Genomic DNA, 19,548 nt, shown 5'->3' with positions numbered 1-19,548 from the left:
CAGGGTCACTTTGCGACACAATTCAGGAAAACTCATACTTTTTTAATGCTTTGGTGGGGGCTATCAATGCTTCTCTGTCATGAATGGTGCTAATACTAACGTCGCCGAAAATGCATAAAAAATGGGTAGTATTGCAACACTGAAACCAACAACTAAACCTTCGGGATCAAAAGGAATATAACTCATTGATAAAATTATACCGTACACGGTTGTCAATCCCGCACTGATCCAATTGACTTTGATAAATCTTAAGCATTTTTTGTCAATAGACTCATTTTTTCGGAGAAATAACGCACAAAGTGCAGGAACAAATGTGCAAATTAAAGAAAAGGAATCATAAAATTGCTGCCAATCATGGTTCAATAAATAAGCAAAAACAACAATGCAACCCAGCCAGTAAACAATGAATCCAATGCGACTCAATTCTCTTTCTCCCATATGATGAACTATCAGATTGTGACTTACTTTAACGTTGCCCTAAATGATGGACAAGTCCTGAATCGAGTGAGGTTAAAAGAGGTATGAGCGTTCATAGAAACAGCTCGAGTTTTTCAATACTTATCATCTGTCTCAAAATGAATAAAGTGCATGAGCAGGTCAACGTCATTGGCTTGGGATAACTGGTAACGCCCGCCGACAATATCAGAGACCGCGGACTGCCAAAAACTTAGTGCGCCTGAATTTTCCAGCAGTACGCGAATTTGCCACTTACCGGGAAAAGCCTTGACGATTTGCGCGAGTGCTTGTTTACCGATCCCCTGACCTTTAAATTTACGCAGGACAAAAAACTGAGCCACATCATAGCGGGATGGATCACTCGGATAACGACGAATCAAAACAAACCCTGCCAGTTCACCGTCGGCCTCGATAAAGTATGGGACGTGATCTTTTTGTTCCCAGTACGGGTCAAACATCGACGGGTTGTAGCTGAATTTGCCGTCTTGGTCGGGGTTCCATTTCATATACTCTGACATATCGTATATGTAATAGAAAAACAGATTCTCAAGGATTTTTCGTTGTTCTTTTTTTATTTTGGTTAGCTGAACTTCCATTTTTTCTGCCAGTTCTCCTTCATTAATGTCCGTGACTTGACGGTCATTGAACGTATAGGTGACCGCTTAAAAGCACGAGGCTAAAAAGCGGTCACGGTTGTGTTTGTTGTTCGGACTTTTAGTTAATTCTTGTCCAGAACGTCATGTCTACCGACGTTTCATCGATCAGTTCCAAGTATTCAAGCGCCACGGGATGACTTAACCACTGCTGGCAATACGCCTCGGCCTTTTCTTGTGATGTTGCAAGCGCGACATCAGCATACATCCCATCTTTCCCCCGAACCAGAAAATGGAGCACGAGTTCATCTTGCTGGCGCAGAAATTCTTGCTCTACTTTGTTCGATAGTTCGACTAATGTGGTTTCTGTCACCCCTTTTTTGAGTCTGAAGGTCGCAAATTCCATACCACCAATGTTATCAATGTGATTGTTCTTTATCATGTTAGTGCCTTAGTGATGAATTGAATTATGAGTCTAAGGCTTTGCTACTGACACCATTGTGTCAGTCAATATTGATATTTTTAAATTCAGGTGAATCTTTCAATTCGATGTATGCCGACAAAGAAACAAAATCAGGCAGAGAAGGCTCATTATCGCACCGCTCTAATTGAGCGATGCGGTCAATTCTAAAGTCGCGATAGTCGCCGCGCATGTCACACCAAGCGCCTAACGTCCATTTACCGCCCCAATAAAATAACCCTAAGGGGAAGATGGTTCTCGCTGTGATGACCTCTGAAAGTGAGTGATAGGCGATATTGAGCCAGCGTTTTTCTGCGATGGCCACATGGATTTTCTCCCAGATTTGATACGCCTTTGTATCTCGGTGATTGGCAGGAACTCTCACCACACGATCCTGACCTGTGGTCTGGATCAATTTACTGGGTTGCACCGCCTCGATTTTTGACAGCAGAGATTGTGCTGAAGCAGCAAGGTTCTTTCCTGTTAAAGATGCGATAAAACTCACGCCAGTGATCAGTGCCTCTAACTCACCCGGTGATAATTGCAATGGTGGTAGTTCGAATCCCTCAGACAACCGGTATCCGACACCCGATTCCCCATAAATCGGGATACCTGATAACGATAAGTCATCGATGTAGCGATAAACGGTTCTTTCAGACACCAGTAATTTTTCTGCCAATTGTTTGGCGGTTATGGGCTGGTGTTTACGGAGCATATTTGTCAGTTGAAAAAGTCGGTCTGATTTGCGCATACTTGAACCTATCTATTGAGCGGATAATCGTTCACACAGGCAGCCGCTCATTGCTGATCCACAAAAATCAAACGATCGGTATCAAAACCGCGAGCTTTCGCCATGTGAATAAACTGCTCGATCACTTGCTGATCGACGGTCGGGGTGCGAGACAATAGCCACAGGTAATCGGTGTCCGGGCCAGAAATAAAGGCATAGCGATAGTCGTCATCGAGGGCAAAGATCACGTAGGAGCCGTAAAAAGGGCCAAAGAACGAGACTTTTAAATAGCCTTCAGAGTCACTGTTGACAAAATAGGCTTTCCCTTGCGCTTCTTCCCACTGGTTATCGGCAGCGGAAAAGCCGCGGTTCAGCACCGTAATACCACCGTCATCTCTGGGCGTATAGTCTGCGGTCACATGGGTGAGGCCTTCCTCAAACGAATGATCTAAACGGGCAATTTCATACCATTTGCCCAAATAATGTTGCACGTCAAAATTAGAGACCGGTTGAACGGTTTCGGGCATCCCGAGACAACCCGTTAATGTGAGAGTCACCAACATCAGCAGCAATTTTTTCATGAGCGTTCCTCGTGATTGTGTCTTTTCGTCTCGTCCGGTTTGAATCACCGGAATCATCAATGATGTGATGAGCATAGCTGATTCGTCAGTGTGTGCGAATAAAAAAACGCGGTGCTGAACACCGCGTTTTGATGGGGTTATCGTGTCCCGATTGATGTGATTAATGAGTGAGCGAGATCGTCAGATTGTACTGGCCTGAACCACTGTATGCATAAATTTGGAAGTAGTAGAAATTCGCATCGGCCGTGTAGGTGATCTGCTCTCTGGATCCTGGCTCTTCAGAGGCTGCAACTTGCTGCCAGTTATTGCCGTCCCAACGCATCAGTTTCATGTCGAAGTCTGTACCGTCAGGGCCGACCAGAGTCGCGTTGATGGTGCCGCCTTCATAACGGAATGCCTGATTGTTTGGTTCGGCAGTGTATCCGCCTTGCGCAATGGTGTTGGTATACACTTTGGTTTCGGTTGAGGAGCCACCGTCGCCATTATCACCGCCGCCGTTACCGTCTTCTGAAATCGCAAACGATATTGTTTGAGCCGGTTGGGAGATATCACTGACGCTCAGGCCTGAATCACGGCCATTCCACCATAATGAGTTTGTCCCCCGGGATGTTAAATCATTCGGATAGATCGCAGAAAACTCACCGTATTGACCATAAACATCGTACTCATCACCGCGGTTACGCAAGTATTCTGGGTCACGGTTGCCGTCGGCGTGCTCCATCTGGATGTAAGGGTGCCATTCATCGGAGTTATTGCCTTTCGGATCGACGTGCCAGATAGCGAGCCCGCTACCCAATTGCTCGGTATTTTGTCCGCTTTGATAAATCGCTTCCATATAGAAGGATTCTTCCGGATTGTTCGGGTTAGACCATTTGTAGGATGTATTGCTGCCGGATGTTGCTGAGATACGGCCGGTCGGTGCATTCGAGTTGACCGCTGGGTTTAACTCAATGACGGTTTCCCAGCCAGCCTTATCACGCAGTGGCGCAACCGGTGGCACTGGATGTCGCATCGAGCGGGCATTGGTACTGCCGTAACCCATGATACCGTACTGCGCAACAGAACCGTTTGAGCTGCCGTCGTAATCATAAAGATCAGGCCAGTCTGCGATCAGGTGTCCTGATTCATGGGCGAAGGTTCCGATCGATAAGCTGCTTCCCATATCGGATATCTGTGACGAATTGGTACAGACACCATCAGCACAGAATTGTGGGTTCACGCCACCCATGTGTGGCCACAAGCCTGTTGACCAGGCACTGTTTGAATCCCCGGCGTAGAAAAAATTAAGCCCTCTGATACGGCCCCAGCGATCGGTCGTCAGAGTCGAGAAATCAAATCCTTGTTGATATTCCATCCACTCTAATGCTTCATGAATCAGCTCCTGTGCCCGGACACCGAACTCAAGGTTAGGGTTGGTATAGTAAGATTTGTTGTGTTTCGCCGTATAGTAAGTGCTGACTGTATTTGTATAATCGAGCTTGCCACCCGATACAGAACGGAAATAACCACGAATCGATTGGAAATTTCCGTATCCTTTATAATTTAAATCATTTAAAAAACTGTTGACGTCTGAACGACTAATTTCTCGGCGATCATCCGGGAAGTCAATTAATATTGTTAACCCGCGTACATTCCCCGTAATATGGCTCGATGAATCGGCAGTTTGGACGAGAGATGTTGCAATTCGACTGACATCTTCCGGGATATGTAATAATTTATCGCGGTTTTCTTGGGCTAATTTTTCTCTCGCTTTGGCGGATAAACCGGGTTGCTGTTCAGTCTGAGAAAGAATGGTGGAATGAAGACTGCTTCTCAGATCTTGTTCAAGCTGCTCTTTTGCTTGAGTGACCAATTCTCCTTTAGATACAAGGGCTGACCCGTCATCAGAGACCTTCGCGTAAGCGAGTCCACCCAGTTGCTTATCATAAATAACAAGCTGACCGGAAGGTGTTCTCTGCTCGGCGTAATAGTCATTCCCTTCAAGCGTAAGCGTAATGACATCGCCATTCGGTTGAGTGTAATCATACTGATAGCCATGATAAGGAATTGCTGAAAACGCGGGTTGGCAAATTAAATATAAGCTCATTAAACCAACGGTTGTTTTTAATTTCATAATAAATGCTCTTTGTTTTTTAAAATAATGTTTTATTCTTGTTACGATTTAAATTGTATCAAGGTGGTTATTTTTTATCGAAGGTTTTTTCTCCATAAGTTCTATAGATTTATGGAAATAATTTCATTCTTGGGGGAACTTAATAAATATATAATTCTTTATTGATATAAATGTAATTATTTGTGTGGGTTATTAATTCTTCGCTTGACAGAATATCCCTAAAATAGCGAGTGGTAGGATGAGTGAATATATGTGACCAGTTTATTTATGACATGTGATCCATTTTGATTGGGGGGATGAATTTATCGACTATGATTAAAATCTGTACATATGATTCTACCTGTGACGAAAGGCTGTGTTGCACAATGCTGAATAAATGCAGGATAGAAGAGCACTGATGGGCAAGGGAGTCTACGTATGTCACCGGATGTTAAACTCACTCAGATGAAAGACGTGCAATCTTTATTGCACCTGCATGGCGTAACAGATGAGGATTTAGATACCGTTCGCCAGTTCGGTCAGGTGATGATTCCGAAGCTGGGGGAATACGTTAAATATTTTTATACCTGGCTGGAGAAGCTCCCTGAGTATGCTCAGTTTTTCGGTGACCCCGGAAGATTACGCTATGTTCAGGATTCACAGGTTCGCTACTGGACCTCCTTCTTCAAAGCGAATATTGATGACGACTATGTTCAGGAGCGCCGGGATGTGGGAGAAGTGCATGCTCGCGTTGGCTTACCGCTCCCGATCTATTTTGCCGGTATGAATACCTCAATGCTGATTTTTACCCAGCAGTTATACGATGATTCGATGGAAACAGAGGCATATAACGCTTATGTGACCGCATTTATGAAATTGCTCCATATGGATACCTCGATTGTCGTCGAGACTTATTCCCGCCTGACGAATAAACGTTTTTCCGAACAAAGTAAGGCGCTGATGGCCATGTCAACCCCCGTCACAATGATTTGGCAGGATATCCTAATGCTGCCGCTGGTGGGTATCATCGATTCCAAACGGGCCCAAGATATTATGGCTGCGGTTTTGAATAAAATCTCCGTCAACCGGGCCAAGATTTTTATCATGGATATTTCCGGGGTGGCGGTTGTGGATACCGCGGTTGCCAACCATTTCATTAAAATCACTAAAGCGACCAAGCTCATGGGGTGTACCTGTTTGGTATCGGGAGTTTCCCCTTCAATTGCTCAGACCATGGTTCAGTTGGGGGTGAATGTCGGAGAGGTGCAAGCCAATGCGACACTCAGGGATGCGCTTGAATACGCTTTTCAGATGATTGGTCTTAATGTGACATCGTTGAATCAGTTTTCGGAATAATGCAGGAGCACAGTTATGCGGGAATCGATTGCGATTAGTCAGCTCAAACATGCACTTGTTGCATCTATTCAGGCGGATCTCTCGGCGGGTGTTCTGGCTGATTTTTGTCATGAACTGTTGAGCCAGCTTGCTGAAAATTATATCCACGGTGTCTTGATTGATATGTCTGACGTAAAAACGTTGGATCGGCAAGATATTGAAGCACTGATCCAGATATCCCTGAATGTGCAAGTGATGGGGCGGCAATGTATCTTTGTCGGTTTCAGACCGGGAATCGTGATGGGTTTGATGAACTTAGGGGTTGATACATCGGCATTAAGTTGTGCTACAGATTTGGAGCAAGGGCTTGTGTTGCTCCGGCAGTCACAGGAGCGCAGAAATGGATGAACCGGTATCGGTCAAAGCGTTGGGGGATGTTTATTCTATTGATTGTGAAGCTGATGTTGTGATGGCTGTGGTCGGGACATTTACATTTGTCCAGCAACTTAATTTTTCTCCGACGGTGACGAGTGAAATCGCCACGATTGTTTCTGAGCTGGCAACCAATATTGTCAAGTATGCAGGGCGTGGTCGTATTGAACTGGCCGAAATAATGCACGATTTTGAACGAAAAAATGAACATGGTATACGGGTTGTTGCCCGGGATTTCGGGCCGGGAATTCCACACATTGAGCAGGCGATGGCGGATCATTTTTCGACCAGTGGCTCTTTAGGAATGGGGTTACCGGGCGTGCGCAGAATGGTTGATCAATTTGAGATCCAATCGTTTACAGAAGCGTCTGGCACAGAGACGCGCGGGACCATCGTGAGCGTGATCAAATGGGGGAATGACGATGCCGTTTGAATGGTATTCTCGCTGCATCCCTTGTTTGGGGGAGTCAGAGTCCGGAGATGGTGTATTGGTGCGAGAAAATGACTCGGGTTTGATGGTTGCGATTATTGACGTGTTAGGACATGGGCCAGAAGCCGCACGTTTGGCGCGAGAGATGGAAGGTTATCTCGATGCTTGTTTTCATACCCAGTCAGCAGATGAGCTCCCGCGGCGACTTGAGCAGATGCATGATTATTTTCGCGGCAGTTTGGGTGCTGCTGTGACATTGGTTTTCTTTAACCTTCAGACGCGATGTTTTCAAGGGGTTGGTGTCGGCAATACGCTGATGAGAAAGTGTGGTGATGACTGGCGCTCCTATTGCGCTCAGCCCGGTATTGTCGGTGAAATGATCCCGACATTGAATGTGTTTCAAGGCTCATTTGGCAACAATGAACGTTTCTTACTGACCACCGATGGGATTAAGGAAAATTTAGATCTGAGACAGTGCCATTTTGCTCAATATCGTCCGCTTCCGCAGTTTGCTTCATTTTTGGTCGAACATTTCGGCAAATCACATGATGATATTACCGTGATAGTGTTGGAGTACAACGCATGAATGAATCGATCCGCTGCTCTGTCTATCACGACAATATCAGTAAACTGGCGATTCGACGTAAATTTCAGGCGATCTTCCGTTGTTACCATTTTAGTGCTGAACAGCAGGATTATTTCATGCTGATGAGTGCTGAATTCGTGTTGCAGTTGCTTGAGGCTTACGGGGAGTGTGCCATTGATTTTGTTTTTCAGCAGGAGCAGGTTACGGTGAGCTGTTTGATTCCTGAATCGGTTGAATCAAGAACATTAACCGTCCCCGGGCTGGCGATTGAACAACATAGTCAGGCGATCAGTTGGGTGGTTCCATGTGTTGCCAATTATCTGCCGACAGCGTTTGAATTCGAACAATTGGCAGAGCAGTTACGCGAGAAAAGTCGTGATGAGCTGATGAATGAATTGCAGCATAAAAATCAGCAACTGGCACAACATCAGGTTGGATTAGAGCAAGAAATCGCACGACGAACTCAGGATTTACAAGACAGTGAAGTTTTTGCCCGGACGATTATTGACGGTGCACCATCGAGCGTGGTGATTATCGATGAGCAGGGCAAAATTCTGCTATGGAATCAAACGGCTGAAGCGATTTATCAATATCAGAGCCAAGATGTCTTAGGGCGGGATTGTATCACATTGTTGAAGATGGTGATGCCGGGGGCATTGGCAGCGATCTTACAGCCCCCCATCTCCATTCAAGATCAGACCAAAGTGTATGGTGAGTTTTTTGAGATTAAAACGTATACCAAGTCTGGTGTGATGATTCCGGTGGATTTAGGGGTGACGATTTTTGTCCTCAATGACCGCTGTCAGGCGGCTTTATTTTTACGTGATGTTTCTGCGCGTAAGGTTGTCGAAAATGAGTTGTATGATGCACGTGAAAAGGCAGAAGAGGCACTGAAGGTTAAATCGATGTTTCTGGCCAATATGAGCCATGAAATCAGAACTCCGATGAACGCCATTATCGGCATGTCTCACTTGGCTTTAAAGACCGACTTAACGGCCAAACAACATGATTATCTGTCTAAAATTCATAATTCCGCCTCACTCTTATTGGGGATTATCAATGATATTCTCGATTTCAGTAAAATTGAGGCCGGAAAGCTGACGATTGAGAATGTCAGTTTTGAACTGGACGATATTTTTCATAATGTATCCATAATTAATGGGCAGAAAGCATTTGATAAAGGGTTAGAACTGCTGTTTTCCGTACCGCGAGGGTTGCCGAAAAAGTTGTATGGTGATCCGCTACGATTGGGGCAGGTAATTATTAATTTGGTCAACAATGCGGTGAAATTTACTGAACAGGGGGAGATTTCAGTTGCTGTGAGAGAAGTGAAGCGCCAAATGGAGCAAATTCAGTTGGAGTTCATCGTTTCAGATACAGGGATTGGCATGAGCCCTGAGCAGATAGAACAATTATTCACCGTATTTACTCAGGCTGACGGCAGTACGACTCGTAAGTATGGCGGTACAGGATTGGGGCTGTCTATCTGTCAGCGTTTGGTTGAGTTGATGGGCGGTAAGATTCGGGTTGAAAGTAAGTTGGGTCAAGGGAGCCACTTTACTTTTGATATCTGGCTGAAAGCTGACCGGGAGGCCCGGACTGTTGCTGATGGGTTGCCCAATACACTGGATGGTATTCGGGCACTGGTCGTTGATGACAATGAACATGCCTTAATGATTATGGGTGATATGCTCGATGTACTATCGCATCAACCGATATTAGTGAATCATGCTGATAAAGCGCTGGCACATATTGATGCCTCGATAGCAGAAGGGAAACCGATCGATCTGGTCTTGATGGACTGGAATATGCCTGATATGGATGGGGTTGAGGCCTGCCGCAAGATTCGCCAGACGGTGCCGTCAGAACATCAGCCTCATATTGTTATGGTGACCGCTTATGATAAAGATGAACTTGCCCATGTCACCGAAGAGCTGCAATTATCCGGTTATTTATCTAAGCCTGTCGGGCAATCGAAACTGTTTGATTTATTGATGACGTTGTTTGGGGCTTCAGAACATCCATCCCATCGTTCATCGGTGGATCATTTTGTCAGACCTCAGGATGATCTGACCGAGATTCGGGTGTTGTTGGTTGAGGATAATGAAATCAACCAACAGATTGCACTGGAGTTGATGGAAGGATGGGGAATGGATGTGACGGTTGCGAATCATGGTCGGGAAGCGCTCTCGCTGCTTGCTGAGTCTCTGAATGAGGCGGCAGGGTTTGATGTGATCTTTATGGATCTGCAAATGCCGGTGATGGATGGCTATGAAGCCAGTGAGCATATTCGTCGTATTCCCGCTTACGATGATATTCCTCTGATTGCGATGACGGCTCATGCGATGGTTGAGGAGCGGGAGCGTTGTTTTGGTTTGGGGATGAATGATCATATTTCTAAGCCGATTGATCCGGATATCCTGTTGAGTACCATTCAAAAGTGGTGTCATGCCGAAAAGCCTGCTGTGGTTGATACCCCGCAGGCGCAAGAGCCAGCGCCGACTGACATGTCCACTTTAACACAATCATCCTCGCCTCAGCTCAGTGAACTCTCTTTTCTGGATTACCGCAACGGGCTTATGAGAGTGGCTGGCAATGAGCAGCTTTATCAGCGGTTGCTCTCTCAGTTGATTGATAAAGAGCATGATATCGTTCCTCGTATTCAAACTGCGTTAGAGCAAGCGGAGCGGACGGAAGCGACGCTGATGGCGCATACCTTGAAAGGAGCAGCCGCGAACCTTGGGCTGATGCGACTTTCCGATATTGCAGCCCGGATTGAAACTGCCATTAAGCAAGAACAAGATGATGAGGCGCTGGCTGCGATATTGCGTGAAGCTGAAGAACACATCGCACAGTTGATTCCTGCACTATGTCAGACACTCAAGCGTCTGGAGCCGACAGCGCAGCAGGGTGGGGCTCTGACACAAGCTCACATCGCGGTAATTGAGCAGTTAGCATCTCTTTTAGCAGCATATGATAATGAGGCGGTTGAGTATCTTGATGAGCATTATCCGTTCCTCAAAGTGGTACTCGCTTCCGCGTCATTTGACACTTGTTGTCAGTCTATTCATGACTGTGATTTCGAAGCGGCAAGTGAAGCGCTCAGAAAAGCAGTCAGTATTTATCCACTTGACCTTTCGACAGTGACAGGGGGAGAGAATGGATGATGCAAAAGATACGGTATTAATTGTTGATGACAATGCCGAGAATCGTGCTTTGCTAGGCGAAGTTTTAAAGCCTTATTTTCATATTTTAATTACAACAAGAGGTGAACAGGCGATAAGAGTGTGTCAGAAACATCTTCCTGATATCGTTTTGCTCGATATCATGATGCCGGAAATGGATGGCTATGAAGTGTGTCGCCGTCTGAAATCTGATGAGCGAACCCAAGCGATTCCGGTGATCTTTCTGACGGCAAAATCGCAGATAGCAGATGAGCAACAAGGGTTTGATGTGGGTGCCGTTGACTATATTCTTAAACCGATCAGTCCCCCGATCCTGCTTGCCAGAGTACATACGCATCTGCGTCTGAAACAGGCGATGTCAGATCTTGCGAGCCAAAACTATATTCTGGAAGAACGGGTTCGGGAGCGAACCCATCATTTGGAAAGCTTGCAGAATGCAACGATTGAAGCGATGGCCTCGCTGGCAGAAACCCGAGATAATGAAACCGGTAATCACATCCGTAGGACCCAGCGTTATATCAAATATCTGGCGGAAGAACTCGTCCGGCAGGGGCTCTATGTAGAACAGTTGTCCCCTGAGACGATTGAGAATTTGTTTAAATCTGCACCTTTACATGACATCGGTAAAGTGGGCATCCCTGATGCGATTCTTCTGAAGGCTGGTCAATTGACTGAAGATGAATTCGAGATAATGAAAACACATACTGAGATTGGGCGTAATGTGATTGTTTCTGTGGAGTCTGCGATTGATTTCAAATGTGATTTTCTGCAATTTGCCAAGGAAATAGCCATGAGTCACCAGGAAAAATGGGACGGCACGGGTTATCCGCAGGGGCTGAAAGCATATGAAATTCCGCTCAGCGCCCGTTTGATGGCGCTCGCTGATGTTTATGATGCACTGATTTCTGAACGGGTCTACAAACCGGCATTTACCCATAAGAAAGCGGTCAGCATCATCAAAAAAGGACAAGGGACACATTTTGAACCTGCAATAGTGGCGGCTTTTCTGGCCATTGAACAGCAGTTTAAGGAGACCGCCCGAACCTACAGAGATGAAGGGTTCCATGAAGCCTCTTTTCCGTCCGGTAACCAAAATAAAGGCTGAGAGAATGGTTGTGCCGCTGAATCGTGTCTGCAATGAAAAAGCCTCTATTCATATTTGACGTCACCCATTCGTTGGGTGATGAATGCTGAGAGGCTTTTTCAGATCTGTTGTTTTGATTAATCGATTATTGATCCCATAGCTCGATCACTCGCGCTTGAATCTCTTCCGGATAAGCGCCTTCGAATGAACTATGGCGCAGGCGTCCGCGGTTCGGCGCGGGTTGCAGGCAGTCATGCACCACACGATCTCCGGTATGTTCCTGACACTCTTCATCGGTATAACAGGCTAGCAATGGCAGGATCGGGCCATGATCAATCACACGACGTTTGGTGGGATGGGTCCGTGTCGGCAGTGCCCAGAGGTAATCGGCCGGATTGGTCGGATCAATATCATCATCCAGCACATAGATAACCGGACAGTTTGACCCGTACTTCGTTTGCCAGATCTTTTGTGCGATTTGATGGGCAAATGCTTCACTGCTCACTCCGGGCAGCTTGTCACGCCAGTCAAAGGGGACGGTGACAAATAACCAATGGTTGGCTGTTTCCAGCGGTGACCAGACGGTCGTCACCGGTAAATCGGCTTCACGCAGCATTGAAAGTGCTTCTGCACTCATCGCGACCCCGACAGCGGTATGGAATTCGTCAATCGGGCGGCCTTCCGGGACGAATGGCCAGATTGCACCATCACGATAAGTAATACATTCAACATGATAGGTCGGCTGCATACTGGTTTCGGTCACCATATAACCGGGATACTCACCAAATGGGCCTTCTTCACTTTCACGTTCGATAGAAATATGCCCTTCAATGACGATTTCAGCACTTGCCGGAACGTCAAGATCGATAGTCTCGCACCGCACGACATCAATCGCCTCGCCAAAGTGTCCCCCAAGGTAGTCACTTTCATTTTCGTAATCATCGAGTGGCATTGATGAGACGATAGGTAAGGCAGGTTCACACCCCTGTACTAATGCATAAGGCATCGGTTTGCCAATTTTACGCCATTCTTCCCATATACAAGCAATGTGTTGTGGCAGCATAATCAGCCCAGTCATACGATGCGCATCTAATTTCTGGATTCTGGCGATCGACCAGTTGGTCCATTTGCCATCAGGTGTCCGCGCCACAATGGTGCCCCATGTATTGCAGTAGGGACCACCGTCACCTTCATGAAGATAAGGAATCGGGAATCGGTCAAGGCTCGCATCGGCGCCATGCAGAATATTCTGTTTACAGGGCGCGGTTGTGACGATATTCGGTGGAATGCCTTCTGCTTTGGTTGATGTCGCCAGACATTCGACAATCTCTTGCCACGAAGCATCTTCAGACAATCCGACAGAGAGGGCAACGCGCGCAGCCGGTTTCCCTGCGACTGAGCTGATTGCCGCTGGTGCACCCATCGCTCTCATGCCTTTATCGGTACCAAGAATATTGCTAAATAGTGGGGCGGGGGCGTGAAGATCATAGCCACGTCGTGTAATGGCAGCCATTTCAAGATGGGGGTCAACAGCTCTGTCAACGTGACGGATATCTTCGAGTTGTTCCAGTTTTTCAATATATTGACGAAGGTCTTTCATGTGTTGCATTACGTCATTACCTCATAGAGTCGCTGTGAATAATGTTGATTTCTCTCTGAGGAGTGTACTCCTACGTTCGTATACGAACAATTTTTTTGTGTGTTGAGGTTCATATTGTTTGTCGTGTTGCTGTTGCGAATGTGGCAGTTGATGTGAGGACGTGATTCGATGGCGCGTGATGTGATGTGATGGCTGAAAGAGATACTGCGCAGTCGGTGGACTCAGTGCGATGACAACAATGGCTGGATCGTCTGAGGGATTTGGCTCGGGGAGTGGATCCGGACTTGCTTATGTCTGCCCAGCTCGCCCTTTTCAATCTCAATTGCACTTTTCGCGACTTTAAACTGTTTGGACAAAAACTTAACCAGATGGGCATTGGCTTTGCCATCGACGGGTGGGGCGGTAATGGCGATTTTGAGTTCATCGCCATGTAGCCCCACAATATTGTCACGACTGGCTTTGGGCTGGATGTATAACCGGAGGATAATATCCAGCCCTTCCTGACAGACGGGGGGCATTACAACTGATGCCATACCGGACCGATAAAGTCACCGACCATGATGTTGATAAACTGCAACAAAATGAAGACGATCAGCACGCTCAAATCAATGCCCCCTAAATCGGGCAAGATTTTTCTGATTGGCATCAGGAAAGGTTCGGTCACTTGAATGAAGACGTATTCTATCGGGCTTCTGCCTTGACTGACCCAGCTCAGAATTGCACGAATCAACAATACCCAGAACAACAATCCGCCCGCCGCTTTTATCAGTGCAAGTAGCCCCAAGAATAAAAAGTAGGTATTGAATCCTGCCGCACCACCGGAAGCGATCATCACCAGGATGGTAAATTTCAGGACACACAACACGTAGGCAAATAATACCGTTGCCAGATCAATGTTGCCGATTGACGGAATAATACGGCGTAGTGGACCGACGACCGGTTGCGTTGCTTTCACCACAAACTGGGAAAACGGATTATAAAAATCTGCGCGCGCGGCCTGAAGCCAGAGACGCATCAGTACGACCATGATGTACAGGTTAAACAGGGTAGAGATTAGAAAACTCATTGAATTCATAAGTTGCCCTTAATTCGTGGATATGCCGTCTCGGTCTATCCGTCATGATGATTAAAATTGTTTTTCCATCGCTTCGGCACGTTGTACCGCAGCTTGCATGGCTTGTGCAACCATTTCAGCGAGATCATGTTCATTGAAGGTCCGGATTGCTTCAGCTGTCGTCCCGCCTTTTGATGTAACCTGTTCCCTGAGTGCGGTGAAGTCGGTGTCCGGATTTGCTGTGACCATTGCCGCGGCTCCCACCGCACTTTGTTGAACCAGCAGGCGGGCTGTCTCGGCATCAAATCCTTGGGCAATCGCCTCTTTTTGCATCGCTTCCATGAATAGGAAAAAATAAGCGGGTGCACTACCGGCTGCGGCAATAATCCCATTTATCTGAGATTCATGATTGATCCAACAAACCTCTCCGACGGATTGAAACAGTTCGGTGGTAAATGCCTGATCCGTTTCCGTCACTGATGCGCTGGCAAATAACCCGCTCATACCTTGATTGATCAGAGATGGCGTATTGGGCATCACCCGAATCAGGTTGAGATTCGGCGTGTCGAGCATATCACTTAAACGCTGACAAGTGATGCCGGCAGCGATTGAAATCACTAGCTTTTGGGACAGATCAATATCCTGAAAATGACGGCAAACATCAGCCATCAATTGAGGCTTCACTGCAAGAATGATCACATCTGCTTGCTGGACGACTTGATGGTTATCGTGTGATGTCCGAATACCATAATCATTCGCCAGTGGTAACAAATGCCGGTCTGACGGTGCTGTTGCTGTGATTTGTGTCGCGGGATATCCGTTGCCGACTAATCCTGCAATGATCGCTTTTGCCATGTTGCCGGCACCGATGAAGGCGATCTGTCTTTGTTCCATAGATAGTTTTCCTTAGTTTTTTGGCGTCAGGTATTTGAATAATCTCGAGCGCCAAAGATGGCGGTTCCGATTCTGACGATGGTGCTACCCGCTGCAATCGCAGCTTCCATATCTCCACTCATTCCCATGGAAAGCGTATCCACTTCGGGATAGATTGCTTGTAGTTTTTCTTTCAGTGTGGCCAATTTTTTAAACGCAGCCAGTTGAGCGTCATAGTCCGGCACATTTTCCGGAATCGACATTAATCCTCTTAAGGTGAGGTTTGGGAGTGTCGAAATCAATGCGGCCAGTTGAAAAATCTCTTGTTCCCCGGCTCCGGATTTGGTGTGTTCACTACTGGTATTGACCTGAATCAGCACCTGAAGCGGTGGCATGCCTGCGGGGCGTTGATCGTTGAGGCGTTGGGCAATTTTCTCGCGATCAATGGTATGAACCCATGCAAAGTGCTCAGCAACCTGACGTGTTTTATTGGACTGTATCGGACCGATAAAGTGCCATTCTAAAGCGTTGTCCTGTGTGTGCCGGGCGAAATACTGTACTTTTTCGACCCCTTCCTGCACGTAGTTTTCACCGAAAGCAAGCTGACCGGCTTGAATCGCCTCAACGATCGCTTCGACCGGTTTGGTTTTGCTGACTGCCAGTAAAAGAACAGAATTTCGAGTACGTCCACATTTTTCCTGAACCCGCTCGATGTCTGACATGATATGTTGAATGTTTTGTGCAATCGTACTCATAATTATTTGTCTAAACAGGTAGTTGTAAACCGTTCATTGTAAACCGTTCTTGGTAAGTAGAACACCGTCAGCAGATAAATGCTAAATCGATGCACTATTCCTAATAAAACATGATTCTTAATCAAACACGTTCCCTAATAAAACATATTCCCTAATAAACAACATTTCCTAATAAACAACATTCCCTAATAAACAAGAGTGACTGAATCAACTTATGAATATATCAACGTTACTGGCTCTTAGTGTAAAACAGAACGCCTCTGATCTACACCTTTCTGCAAGTCACCCGCCGATGTTACGGATCGATGGTGGATTGAGAAAGTTGGCATGTGAAACTTTATCCAGCCAGAAGGTGCTGTCTCTGACCGAATCGATGATGAGCGTCGCGCAGCGAGAGCAGTTTCGGCTGACCCAAGAAGCGGACTGGTGTTATCAGAGTGAACATGGCCGCTTTCGGGTGAACCGTTTTGTGCAAAGCCGTGGCTATGCTGCGGTGATGCGCTATATTCCGAGTGATATTCCGACGCTTCAATCACTCGATGCACCGGATATTCTTGCCGATATTTGTCGTTATCGTCAGGGATTGGTTCTGGTTACCGGGGCCACCGGTTCCGGTAAATCAACGACTTTAGCTGCGATGGTTGATGCCATTAACTGCGGTGATGCGAAGCATATCGTGACGATTGAAGATCCGGTTGAGTTTGTGCATCATTCCCAGCAGTCCTTAGTGCATCATCGCGAAATCGGGCGCGACAGTGGCTCTTTTGCCGAGGCGCTACGTGCTGCATTGCGGGCCGATCCCGATGTGTTGCTGATCGGGGAATTGCGCGATCCGGAAACGGTTCGTTTGGCCTTGACCGCCGCAGAAACCGGACATTTGGTGTTGGCAACACTGCATACCCGTAGTGCTGCACAATCCATTGATCGGATGATTGACGTGTTTCCCGCAGATGAGCAGAACCGCGTTCGTGCTGTGCTGGCCGAATCGTTACAGGCAGTGATTGCCCAGCGATTATTGCCCCAAGTCGGGGGAGGTCGGGTTGGCTGTTATGAAGTGTTGATAGCAACCTCAGCAGTGCGGAATTTGATCCGGGAAAATCGACTGCCTCAGATTGAATCGGTCATGCAGGCTGGGGCCGAGCGTGGGATGAGAACCATGATGCAAGATCGACAGCGTTTATTGAATCTCGGAAAGATTTTGCCGACATCCGCGTGAGGGCATTCGGAACAGAAAAACGGAGAACAAGCGGGGGGAGAGACTCACCCCCACTGGGTTTCAAACCAGCTTTCCAGAATGATAACGGCTGATTGACAGTCCACATTGCCTTTTTTCAGCGCCCGAAAGCCGCCTTGCTCAAACAGTGTGCTGCGGGCTTCGGTCGTGGATAAACGTTCATCATGCAGTTCAACCGGTACACCGAAACGGCCATGCAATCGGTTGGCGAATTTTCTGGCCCGAGGCGTAATGCTCTCCAAATCTTTACCTTGTAAATCAGTCGGTAAGCCCACAATTAGCAGGTCTGGTTTCCATTCCTGAATCTGCTTCTCAATGTCCTCCCATCTCGGAATCCCGTCTTTCGCCGAAAAAGCTTTCAGAGGGGATGCGGTGCCGGTAATTTCCTGTCCGATCGCACTGCCGATACTTTTCGTACCATAATCAAAGGCCATGATTGTTTTGGACATATTTTATTTTCACTCTATTGATACACTTCAGCCAACGACGGGATTAAGCGTGTCCGGCCACCGTCGATAGCTGTGTTGGGGTGATGCCCAGTGTCTTGACCGCCCGATTCCACTTCTCATGAATCGGTGTGTCAAAAATGACTTCCGGATCGGCTTCAATGGTCAGCCAGGAGTTGTCAGTTAATTCACTCTCCAGTTGCCCGGCTTCCCAACCGGAATAACCGAGTGCGACCAGATAATGACTCGGTTCGACATCAGTGCCGAGCACCGTCAGAATATCTTTTGAGGTGGTGACACTCAGCTCATCCGTCATTTGCAGGCTGGATTCATAGTGATCTTTGGGGCGGTGCAAAATAAAGCCCCGATCAGAAGAAATCGGCCCGCCATTAAAGACCGGGTTATTCAGACTATCGGTTTTTTCCTGCGGATAAATCGGGTCAACCTCGACCTGCTTCAGCATAGTTCCTACTGTGATATCGATAGGGGCATTAATCATCAGCCCCATGGCTCCTTCTTCATTGTGTTCACAAATGTAAATCACGCTATTTTTGAAGTAAGGGTCCTGCATTCCCGGCATTGCCACAAGAAAATGATTGGTTAAATTCATCGGATGAGCCCTCATTATTCAGAGAGAAATTCTGACACCATTTATGCTTTCACGCGACGTTCGATAGCGTCCATGAGCTTCCCTGTAATTGAAATATTGTATTTCGCTTCAATTTCCCGAACACAGGTTGGGCTGGTGACATTGATTTCGGTGAGTTTATCACCGATCACATCGAGGCCGACAAAAATCAGACCTTTTTCCTTCAGTGCCGGGGCGATTTTCTCAGCGATCTGACGATCCGTTTCTGTCAGTGGCCGGGCTTCTCCTGTCCCTCCGGCTGCCAGATTGCCTCGCGTTTCACCCTTGGGAGGAATTCTGGCCAGACAATATGGCATCGGCTCTCCGTCCACCACAAGGATGCGTTTATCACCATTACTGATATCCGGTACGAAGGTTTGTGCCATGCAGTAATTTTGGCCTTGGTTGGTGAGCGTTTCAATAATGACGGAAAGGTTTGGATCACCTGATTTCACTCGGAAGATCGAAGCGCCACCCATCCCGTCTAACGGCTTGAGAATAATGTCGCCGTGTTGCTGTTGAAATGCGCGGATTTTCTCCGCTTTGCGGGTCACGATGGTGGTTGGTGTTAATTCCGGGAACCAAGCCGTAAACAGTTTCTCATTGCAATCACGCAGACTCTGCGGTTTATTGACAATCAGGGTACCTTGTTCTTCTGCTCTTTCCAGAATATAGGTGGCGTAGATATATTCAGTATCAAATGGCGGATCTTTACGCATCAGCACGGCGTCCAGCTCAGACAGGGCAATGCTCTGACTCGACTGAATATCAAACCAGTGGTTCGGATCTTCCTGCAGACGCACAATTTGGGTGTCTGCATAAGCGACACCTTGATCCAAATGAAGTCCATCCATTTTGATATAGTGAACTTCATAGCCCCGACGTTGTGCTTCAAGCATCATCGCAAAGGTGGTATCTTTTTTGATATTGATCCCTTCAATCGGATCCATCACAACGCCTAGTTTAATCATTTCTTTATTCTCCAAGTCTTGAA

General features: G+C 46.9%; 21 protein-coding genes. 7 read left to right on the top strand and 14 right to left on the bottom strand.

Annotation, left to right across the window (positions count from 1 at the left end; translation table 11 throughout):
- Window positions 1-63: 63 nt before the first annotated feature.
- The 6 genes from OCU60_RS15065 to OCU60_RS15040 form a co-directional block, all read right to left on the bottom strand.
- Window positions 64-438 (bottom strand): hypothetical protein, encoded by a 375-nt coding sequence (locus OCU60_RS15065; protein WP_074371420.1) that lies wholly within the window; start codon window positions 436-438, stop codon window positions 64-66.
- Between the two features lie 113 nt (window positions 439-551).
- On the bottom strand, window positions 552-1,052 hold the full coding sequence (locus OCU60_RS15060) for a GNAT family N-acetyltransferase (RefSeq protein WP_074371419.1): 501 nt from the start codon (window positions 1,050-1,052) through the stop codon (window positions 552-554).
- 118 nt (window positions 1,053-1,170) lie between these two features.
- Window positions 1,171-1,491, bottom strand: a complete 321-nt coding sequence (locus OCU60_RS15055) for a hypothetical protein (RefSeq protein ID WP_074371418.1) — start codon at window positions 1,489-1,491, stop codon at window positions 1,171-1,173.
- Window positions 1,492-1,552: 61 nt separating this feature from the next.
- The gene (locus OCU60_RS15050; RefSeq protein WP_074371417.1) at window positions 1,553-2,260 is read right to left on the bottom strand and encodes a helix-turn-helix transcriptional regulator; all 708 of its coding nucleotides are present in this window, start codon (window positions 2,258-2,260) and stop codon (window positions 1,553-1,555) included.
- A gap of 47 nt (window positions 2,261-2,307) precedes the next feature.
- Window positions 2,308-2,820, bottom strand: a complete 513-nt coding sequence (locus OCU60_RS15045) for a lipocalin family protein (protein WP_074371515.1) — start codon at window positions 2,818-2,820, stop codon at window positions 2,308-2,310.
- Window positions 2,821-2,980: 160 nt separating this feature from the next.
- Window positions 2,981-4,933: a M6 family metalloprotease domain-containing protein gene (locus tag OCU60_RS15040; protein ID WP_074371416.1), complete on the bottom strand. Its 1,953-nt coding sequence runs from the start codon at window positions 4,931-4,933 to the stop codon at window positions 2,981-2,983.
- 417 nt (window positions 4,934-5,350) lie between these two features.
- Between OCU60_RS15040 and OCU60_RS15035 the strand changes: the two genes are divergently transcribed.
- The 6 genes from OCU60_RS15035 to OCU60_RS15010 are packed head-to-tail and all read left to right on the top strand — an operon-like array spanning window position 5,351 to window position 11,985.
- Window positions 5,351-6,268 (top strand): protoglobin domain-containing protein, encoded by a 918-nt coding sequence (locus tag OCU60_RS15035; RefSeq protein WP_074371415.1) that lies wholly within the window; start codon window positions 5,351-5,353, stop codon window positions 6,266-6,268.
- A gap of 15 nt (window positions 6,269-6,283) precedes the next feature.
- Window positions 6,284-6,655, top strand: coding sequence for an STAS domain-containing protein (locus tag OCU60_RS15030; protein WP_074371414.1), 372 nt, complete (start codon window positions 6,284-6,286; stop codon window positions 6,653-6,655).
- Window positions 6,648-7,112, top strand: a complete 465-nt coding sequence (locus OCU60_RS15025; protein WP_074371413.1) for an ATP-binding protein — start codon at window positions 6,648-6,650, stop codon at window positions 7,110-7,112. Before OCU60_RS15030 ends, OCU60_RS15025 begins: the two co-directional genes overlap by 8 nt.
- Entirely contained in the window at window positions 7,102-7,695 is a 594-nt protein-coding gene (locus OCU60_RS15020) for a SpoIIE family protein phosphatase (protein ID WP_074371412.1), read from the top strand. Before OCU60_RS15025 ends, OCU60_RS15020 begins: the two co-directional genes overlap by 11 nt.
- Window positions 7,692-10,862 carry a response regulator gene (locus OCU60_RS15015; RefSeq protein ID WP_074371411.1) on the top strand — a complete coding sequence of 1,057 codons (3,171 nt, stop codon included), beginning with the start codon at window positions 7,692-7,694 and terminating at the stop codon, window positions 10,860-10,862. The genes OCU60_RS15020 and OCU60_RS15015 overlap by 4 nt, the downstream gene beginning before the upstream one ends.
- Window positions 10,855-11,985, top strand: a complete 1,131-nt coding sequence (locus OCU60_RS15010; RefSeq protein WP_074371410.1) for a response regulator — start codon at window positions 10,855-10,857, stop codon at window positions 11,983-11,985. Before OCU60_RS15015 ends, OCU60_RS15010 begins: the two co-directional genes overlap by 8 nt.
- A gap of 124 nt (window positions 11,986-12,109) precedes the next feature.
- Here the strand turns inward: OCU60_RS15010 and OCU60_RS15005 are convergent, their stop codons facing one another.
- From OCU60_RS15005 to OCU60_RS14985, 5 genes are all read right to left on the bottom strand, one after another.
- Window positions 12,110-13,573, bottom strand: a complete 1,464-nt coding sequence (locus tag OCU60_RS15005) for a UbiD family decarboxylase (protein ID WP_074371409.1) — start codon at window positions 13,571-13,573, stop codon at window positions 12,110-12,112.
- 212 nt (window positions 13,574-13,785) lie between these two features.
- Window positions 13,786-14,097, bottom strand: a complete 312-nt coding sequence (gene yggU, locus OCU60_RS15000; RefSeq protein WP_074371408.1) for a DUF167 family protein YggU — start codon at window positions 14,095-14,097, stop codon at window positions 13,786-13,788.
- Window positions 14,082-14,639: a YggT family protein gene (locus OCU60_RS14995; RefSeq protein WP_074371407.1), complete on the bottom strand. Its 558-nt coding sequence runs from the start codon at window positions 14,637-14,639 to the stop codon at window positions 14,082-14,084. The genes yggU and OCU60_RS14995 overlap by 16 nt, the downstream gene beginning before the upstream one ends.
- 51 nt (window positions 14,640-14,690) lie before the next feature.
- Window positions 14,691-15,512, bottom strand: a complete 822-nt coding sequence (gene proC, locus OCU60_RS14990) for a pyrroline-5-carboxylate reductase (protein WP_074371406.1) — start codon at window positions 15,510-15,512, stop codon at window positions 14,691-14,693.
- 26 nt (window positions 15,513-15,538) lie between these two features.
- Window positions 15,539-16,246 carry a YggS family pyridoxal phosphate-dependent enzyme gene (locus OCU60_RS14985; protein ID WP_074371405.1) on the bottom strand — a complete coding sequence of 236 codons (708 nt, stop codon included), beginning with the start codon at window positions 16,244-16,246 and terminating at the stop codon, window positions 15,539-15,541.
- 214 nt (window positions 16,247-16,460) lie between these two features.
- Here OCU60_RS14985 and OCU60_RS14980 point away from each other — a divergent pair, with 214 nt between their 5' ends.
- Entirely contained in the window at window positions 16,461-17,462 is a 1,002-nt protein-coding gene (locus tag OCU60_RS14980; protein ID WP_074371404.1) for a type IV pilus twitching motility protein PilT, read from the top strand.
- A gap of 44 nt (window positions 17,463-17,506) precedes the next feature.
- Here the strand turns inward: OCU60_RS14980 and ruvX are convergent, their stop codons facing one another.
- Genes ruvX through gshB form a run of 3 tightly spaced genes read right to left on the bottom strand, consistent with a single transcriptional unit; the run spans window position 17,507 to window position 19,525 of the window.
- Window positions 17,507-17,929, bottom strand: a complete 423-nt coding sequence (ruvX, locus tag OCU60_RS14975; protein WP_074371403.1) for a Holliday junction resolvase RuvX — start codon at window positions 17,927-17,929, stop codon at window positions 17,507-17,509.
- A 43-nt stretch (window positions 17,930-17,972) separates the two neighbouring features.
- Window positions 17,973-18,536, bottom strand: a complete 564-nt coding sequence (locus OCU60_RS14970; RefSeq protein ID WP_074371402.1) for a YqgE/AlgH family protein — start codon at window positions 18,534-18,536, stop codon at window positions 17,973-17,975.
- 41 nt (window positions 18,537-18,577) lie between these two features.
- On the bottom strand, window positions 18,578-19,525 hold the full coding sequence (gshB, locus tag OCU60_RS14965) for a glutathione synthase (protein WP_021019828.1): 948 nt from the start codon (window positions 19,523-19,525) through the stop codon (window positions 18,578-18,580).
- Window positions 19,526-19,548 lie beyond the last annotated feature (23 nt).

It is taken from the genome of Vibrio spartinae (genome assembly GCF_024347135.1).
GTDB classification, from domain to species: Bacteria; Pseudomonadota; Gammaproteobacteria; order Enterobacterales; family Vibrionaceae; genus Vibrio; species Vibrio spartinae.
The sequence above is the reverse complement of the archived record's forward strand: the minus strand, read 5'-3'. Positions and strand labels throughout refer to the sequence as shown.

Excerpts from the sequence above, each read along its gene's own strand:
- OCU60_RS15065 (WP_074371420.1), bottom strand. The coding sequence starts at position 438 with ATGGGAGAAAGAGAATTGAGTCGCATTGGATTCATTGTTTACTGGCTG.
- OCU60_RS15060 (WP_074371419.1), bottom strand. The coding sequence starts at position 1,052 with ATGGAAGTTCAGCTAACCAAAATAAAAAAAGAACAACGAAAAATCCTT.
- OCU60_RS15055 (WP_074371418.1), bottom strand. The coding sequence starts at position 1,491 with ATGATAAAGAACAATCACATTGATAACATTGGTGGTATGGAATTTGCG.
- OCU60_RS15050 (WP_074371417.1), bottom strand. The coding sequence starts at position 2,260 with ATGCGCAAATCAGACCGACTTTTTCAACTGACAAATATGCTCCGTAAA.
- OCU60_RS15045 (WP_074371515.1), bottom strand. The coding sequence starts at position 2,820 with ATGAAAAAATTGCTGCTGATGTTGGTGACTCTCACATTAACGGGTTGT.
- OCU60_RS15040 (WP_074371416.1), bottom strand. The coding sequence starts at position 4,933 with ATGAAATTAAAAACAACCGTTGGTTTAATGAGCTTATATTTAATTTGC.
- OCU60_RS15035 (WP_074371415.1), top strand. The coding sequence starts at position 5,351 with ATGTCACCGGATGTTAAACTCACTCAGATGAAAGACGTGCAATCTTTA.
- OCU60_RS15030 (WP_074371414.1), top strand. The coding sequence starts at position 6,284 with ATGCGGGAATCGATTGCGATTAGTCAGCTCAAACATGCACTTGTTGCA.
- OCU60_RS15025 (WP_074371413.1), top strand. The coding sequence starts at position 6,648 with ATGGATGAACCGGTATCGGTCAAAGCGTTGGGGGATGTTTATTCTATT.
- OCU60_RS15020 (WP_074371412.1), top strand. The coding sequence starts at position 7,102 with ATGCCGTTTGAATGGTATTCTCGCTGCATCCCTTGTTTGGGGGAGTCA.
- OCU60_RS15015 (WP_074371411.1), top strand. The coding sequence starts at position 7,692 with ATGAATGAATCGATCCGCTGCTCTGTCTATCACGACAATATCAGTAAA.
- OCU60_RS15010 (WP_074371410.1), top strand. The coding sequence starts at position 10,855 with ATGGATGATGCAAAAGATACGGTATTAATTGTTGATGACAATGCCGAG.
- OCU60_RS15005 (WP_074371409.1), bottom strand. The coding sequence starts at position 13,573 with ATGCAACACATGAAAGACCTTCGTCAATATATTGAAAAACTGGAACAA.
- yggU (WP_074371408.1), bottom strand. The coding sequence starts at position 14,097 with ATGGCATCAGTTGTAATGCCCCCCGTCTGTCAGGAAGGGCTGGATATT.
- OCU60_RS14995 (WP_074371407.1), bottom strand. The coding sequence starts at position 14,639 with ATGAATTCAATGAGTTTTCTAATCTCTACCCTGTTTAACCTGTACATC.
- proC (WP_074371406.1), bottom strand. The coding sequence starts at position 15,512 with ATGGAACAAAGACAGATCGCCTTCATCGGTGCCGGCAACATGGCAAAA.
- OCU60_RS14985 (WP_074371405.1), bottom strand. The coding sequence starts at position 16,246 with ATGAGTACGATTGCACAAAACATTCAACATATCATGTCAGACATCGAG.
- OCU60_RS14980 (WP_074371404.1), top strand. The coding sequence starts at position 16,461 with ATGAATATATCAACGTTACTGGCTCTTAGTGTAAAACAGAACGCCTCT.
- ruvX (WP_074371403.1), bottom strand. The coding sequence starts at position 17,929 with ATGTCCAAAACAATCATGGCCTTTGATTATGGTACGAAAAGTATCGGC.
- OCU60_RS14970 (WP_074371402.1), bottom strand. The coding sequence starts at position 18,536 with ATGAATTTAACCAATCATTTTCTTGTGGCAATGCCGGGAATGCAGGAC.
- gshB (WP_021019828.1), bottom strand. The coding sequence starts at position 19,525 with ATGATTAAACTAGGCGTTGTGATGGATCCGATTGAAGGGATCAATATC.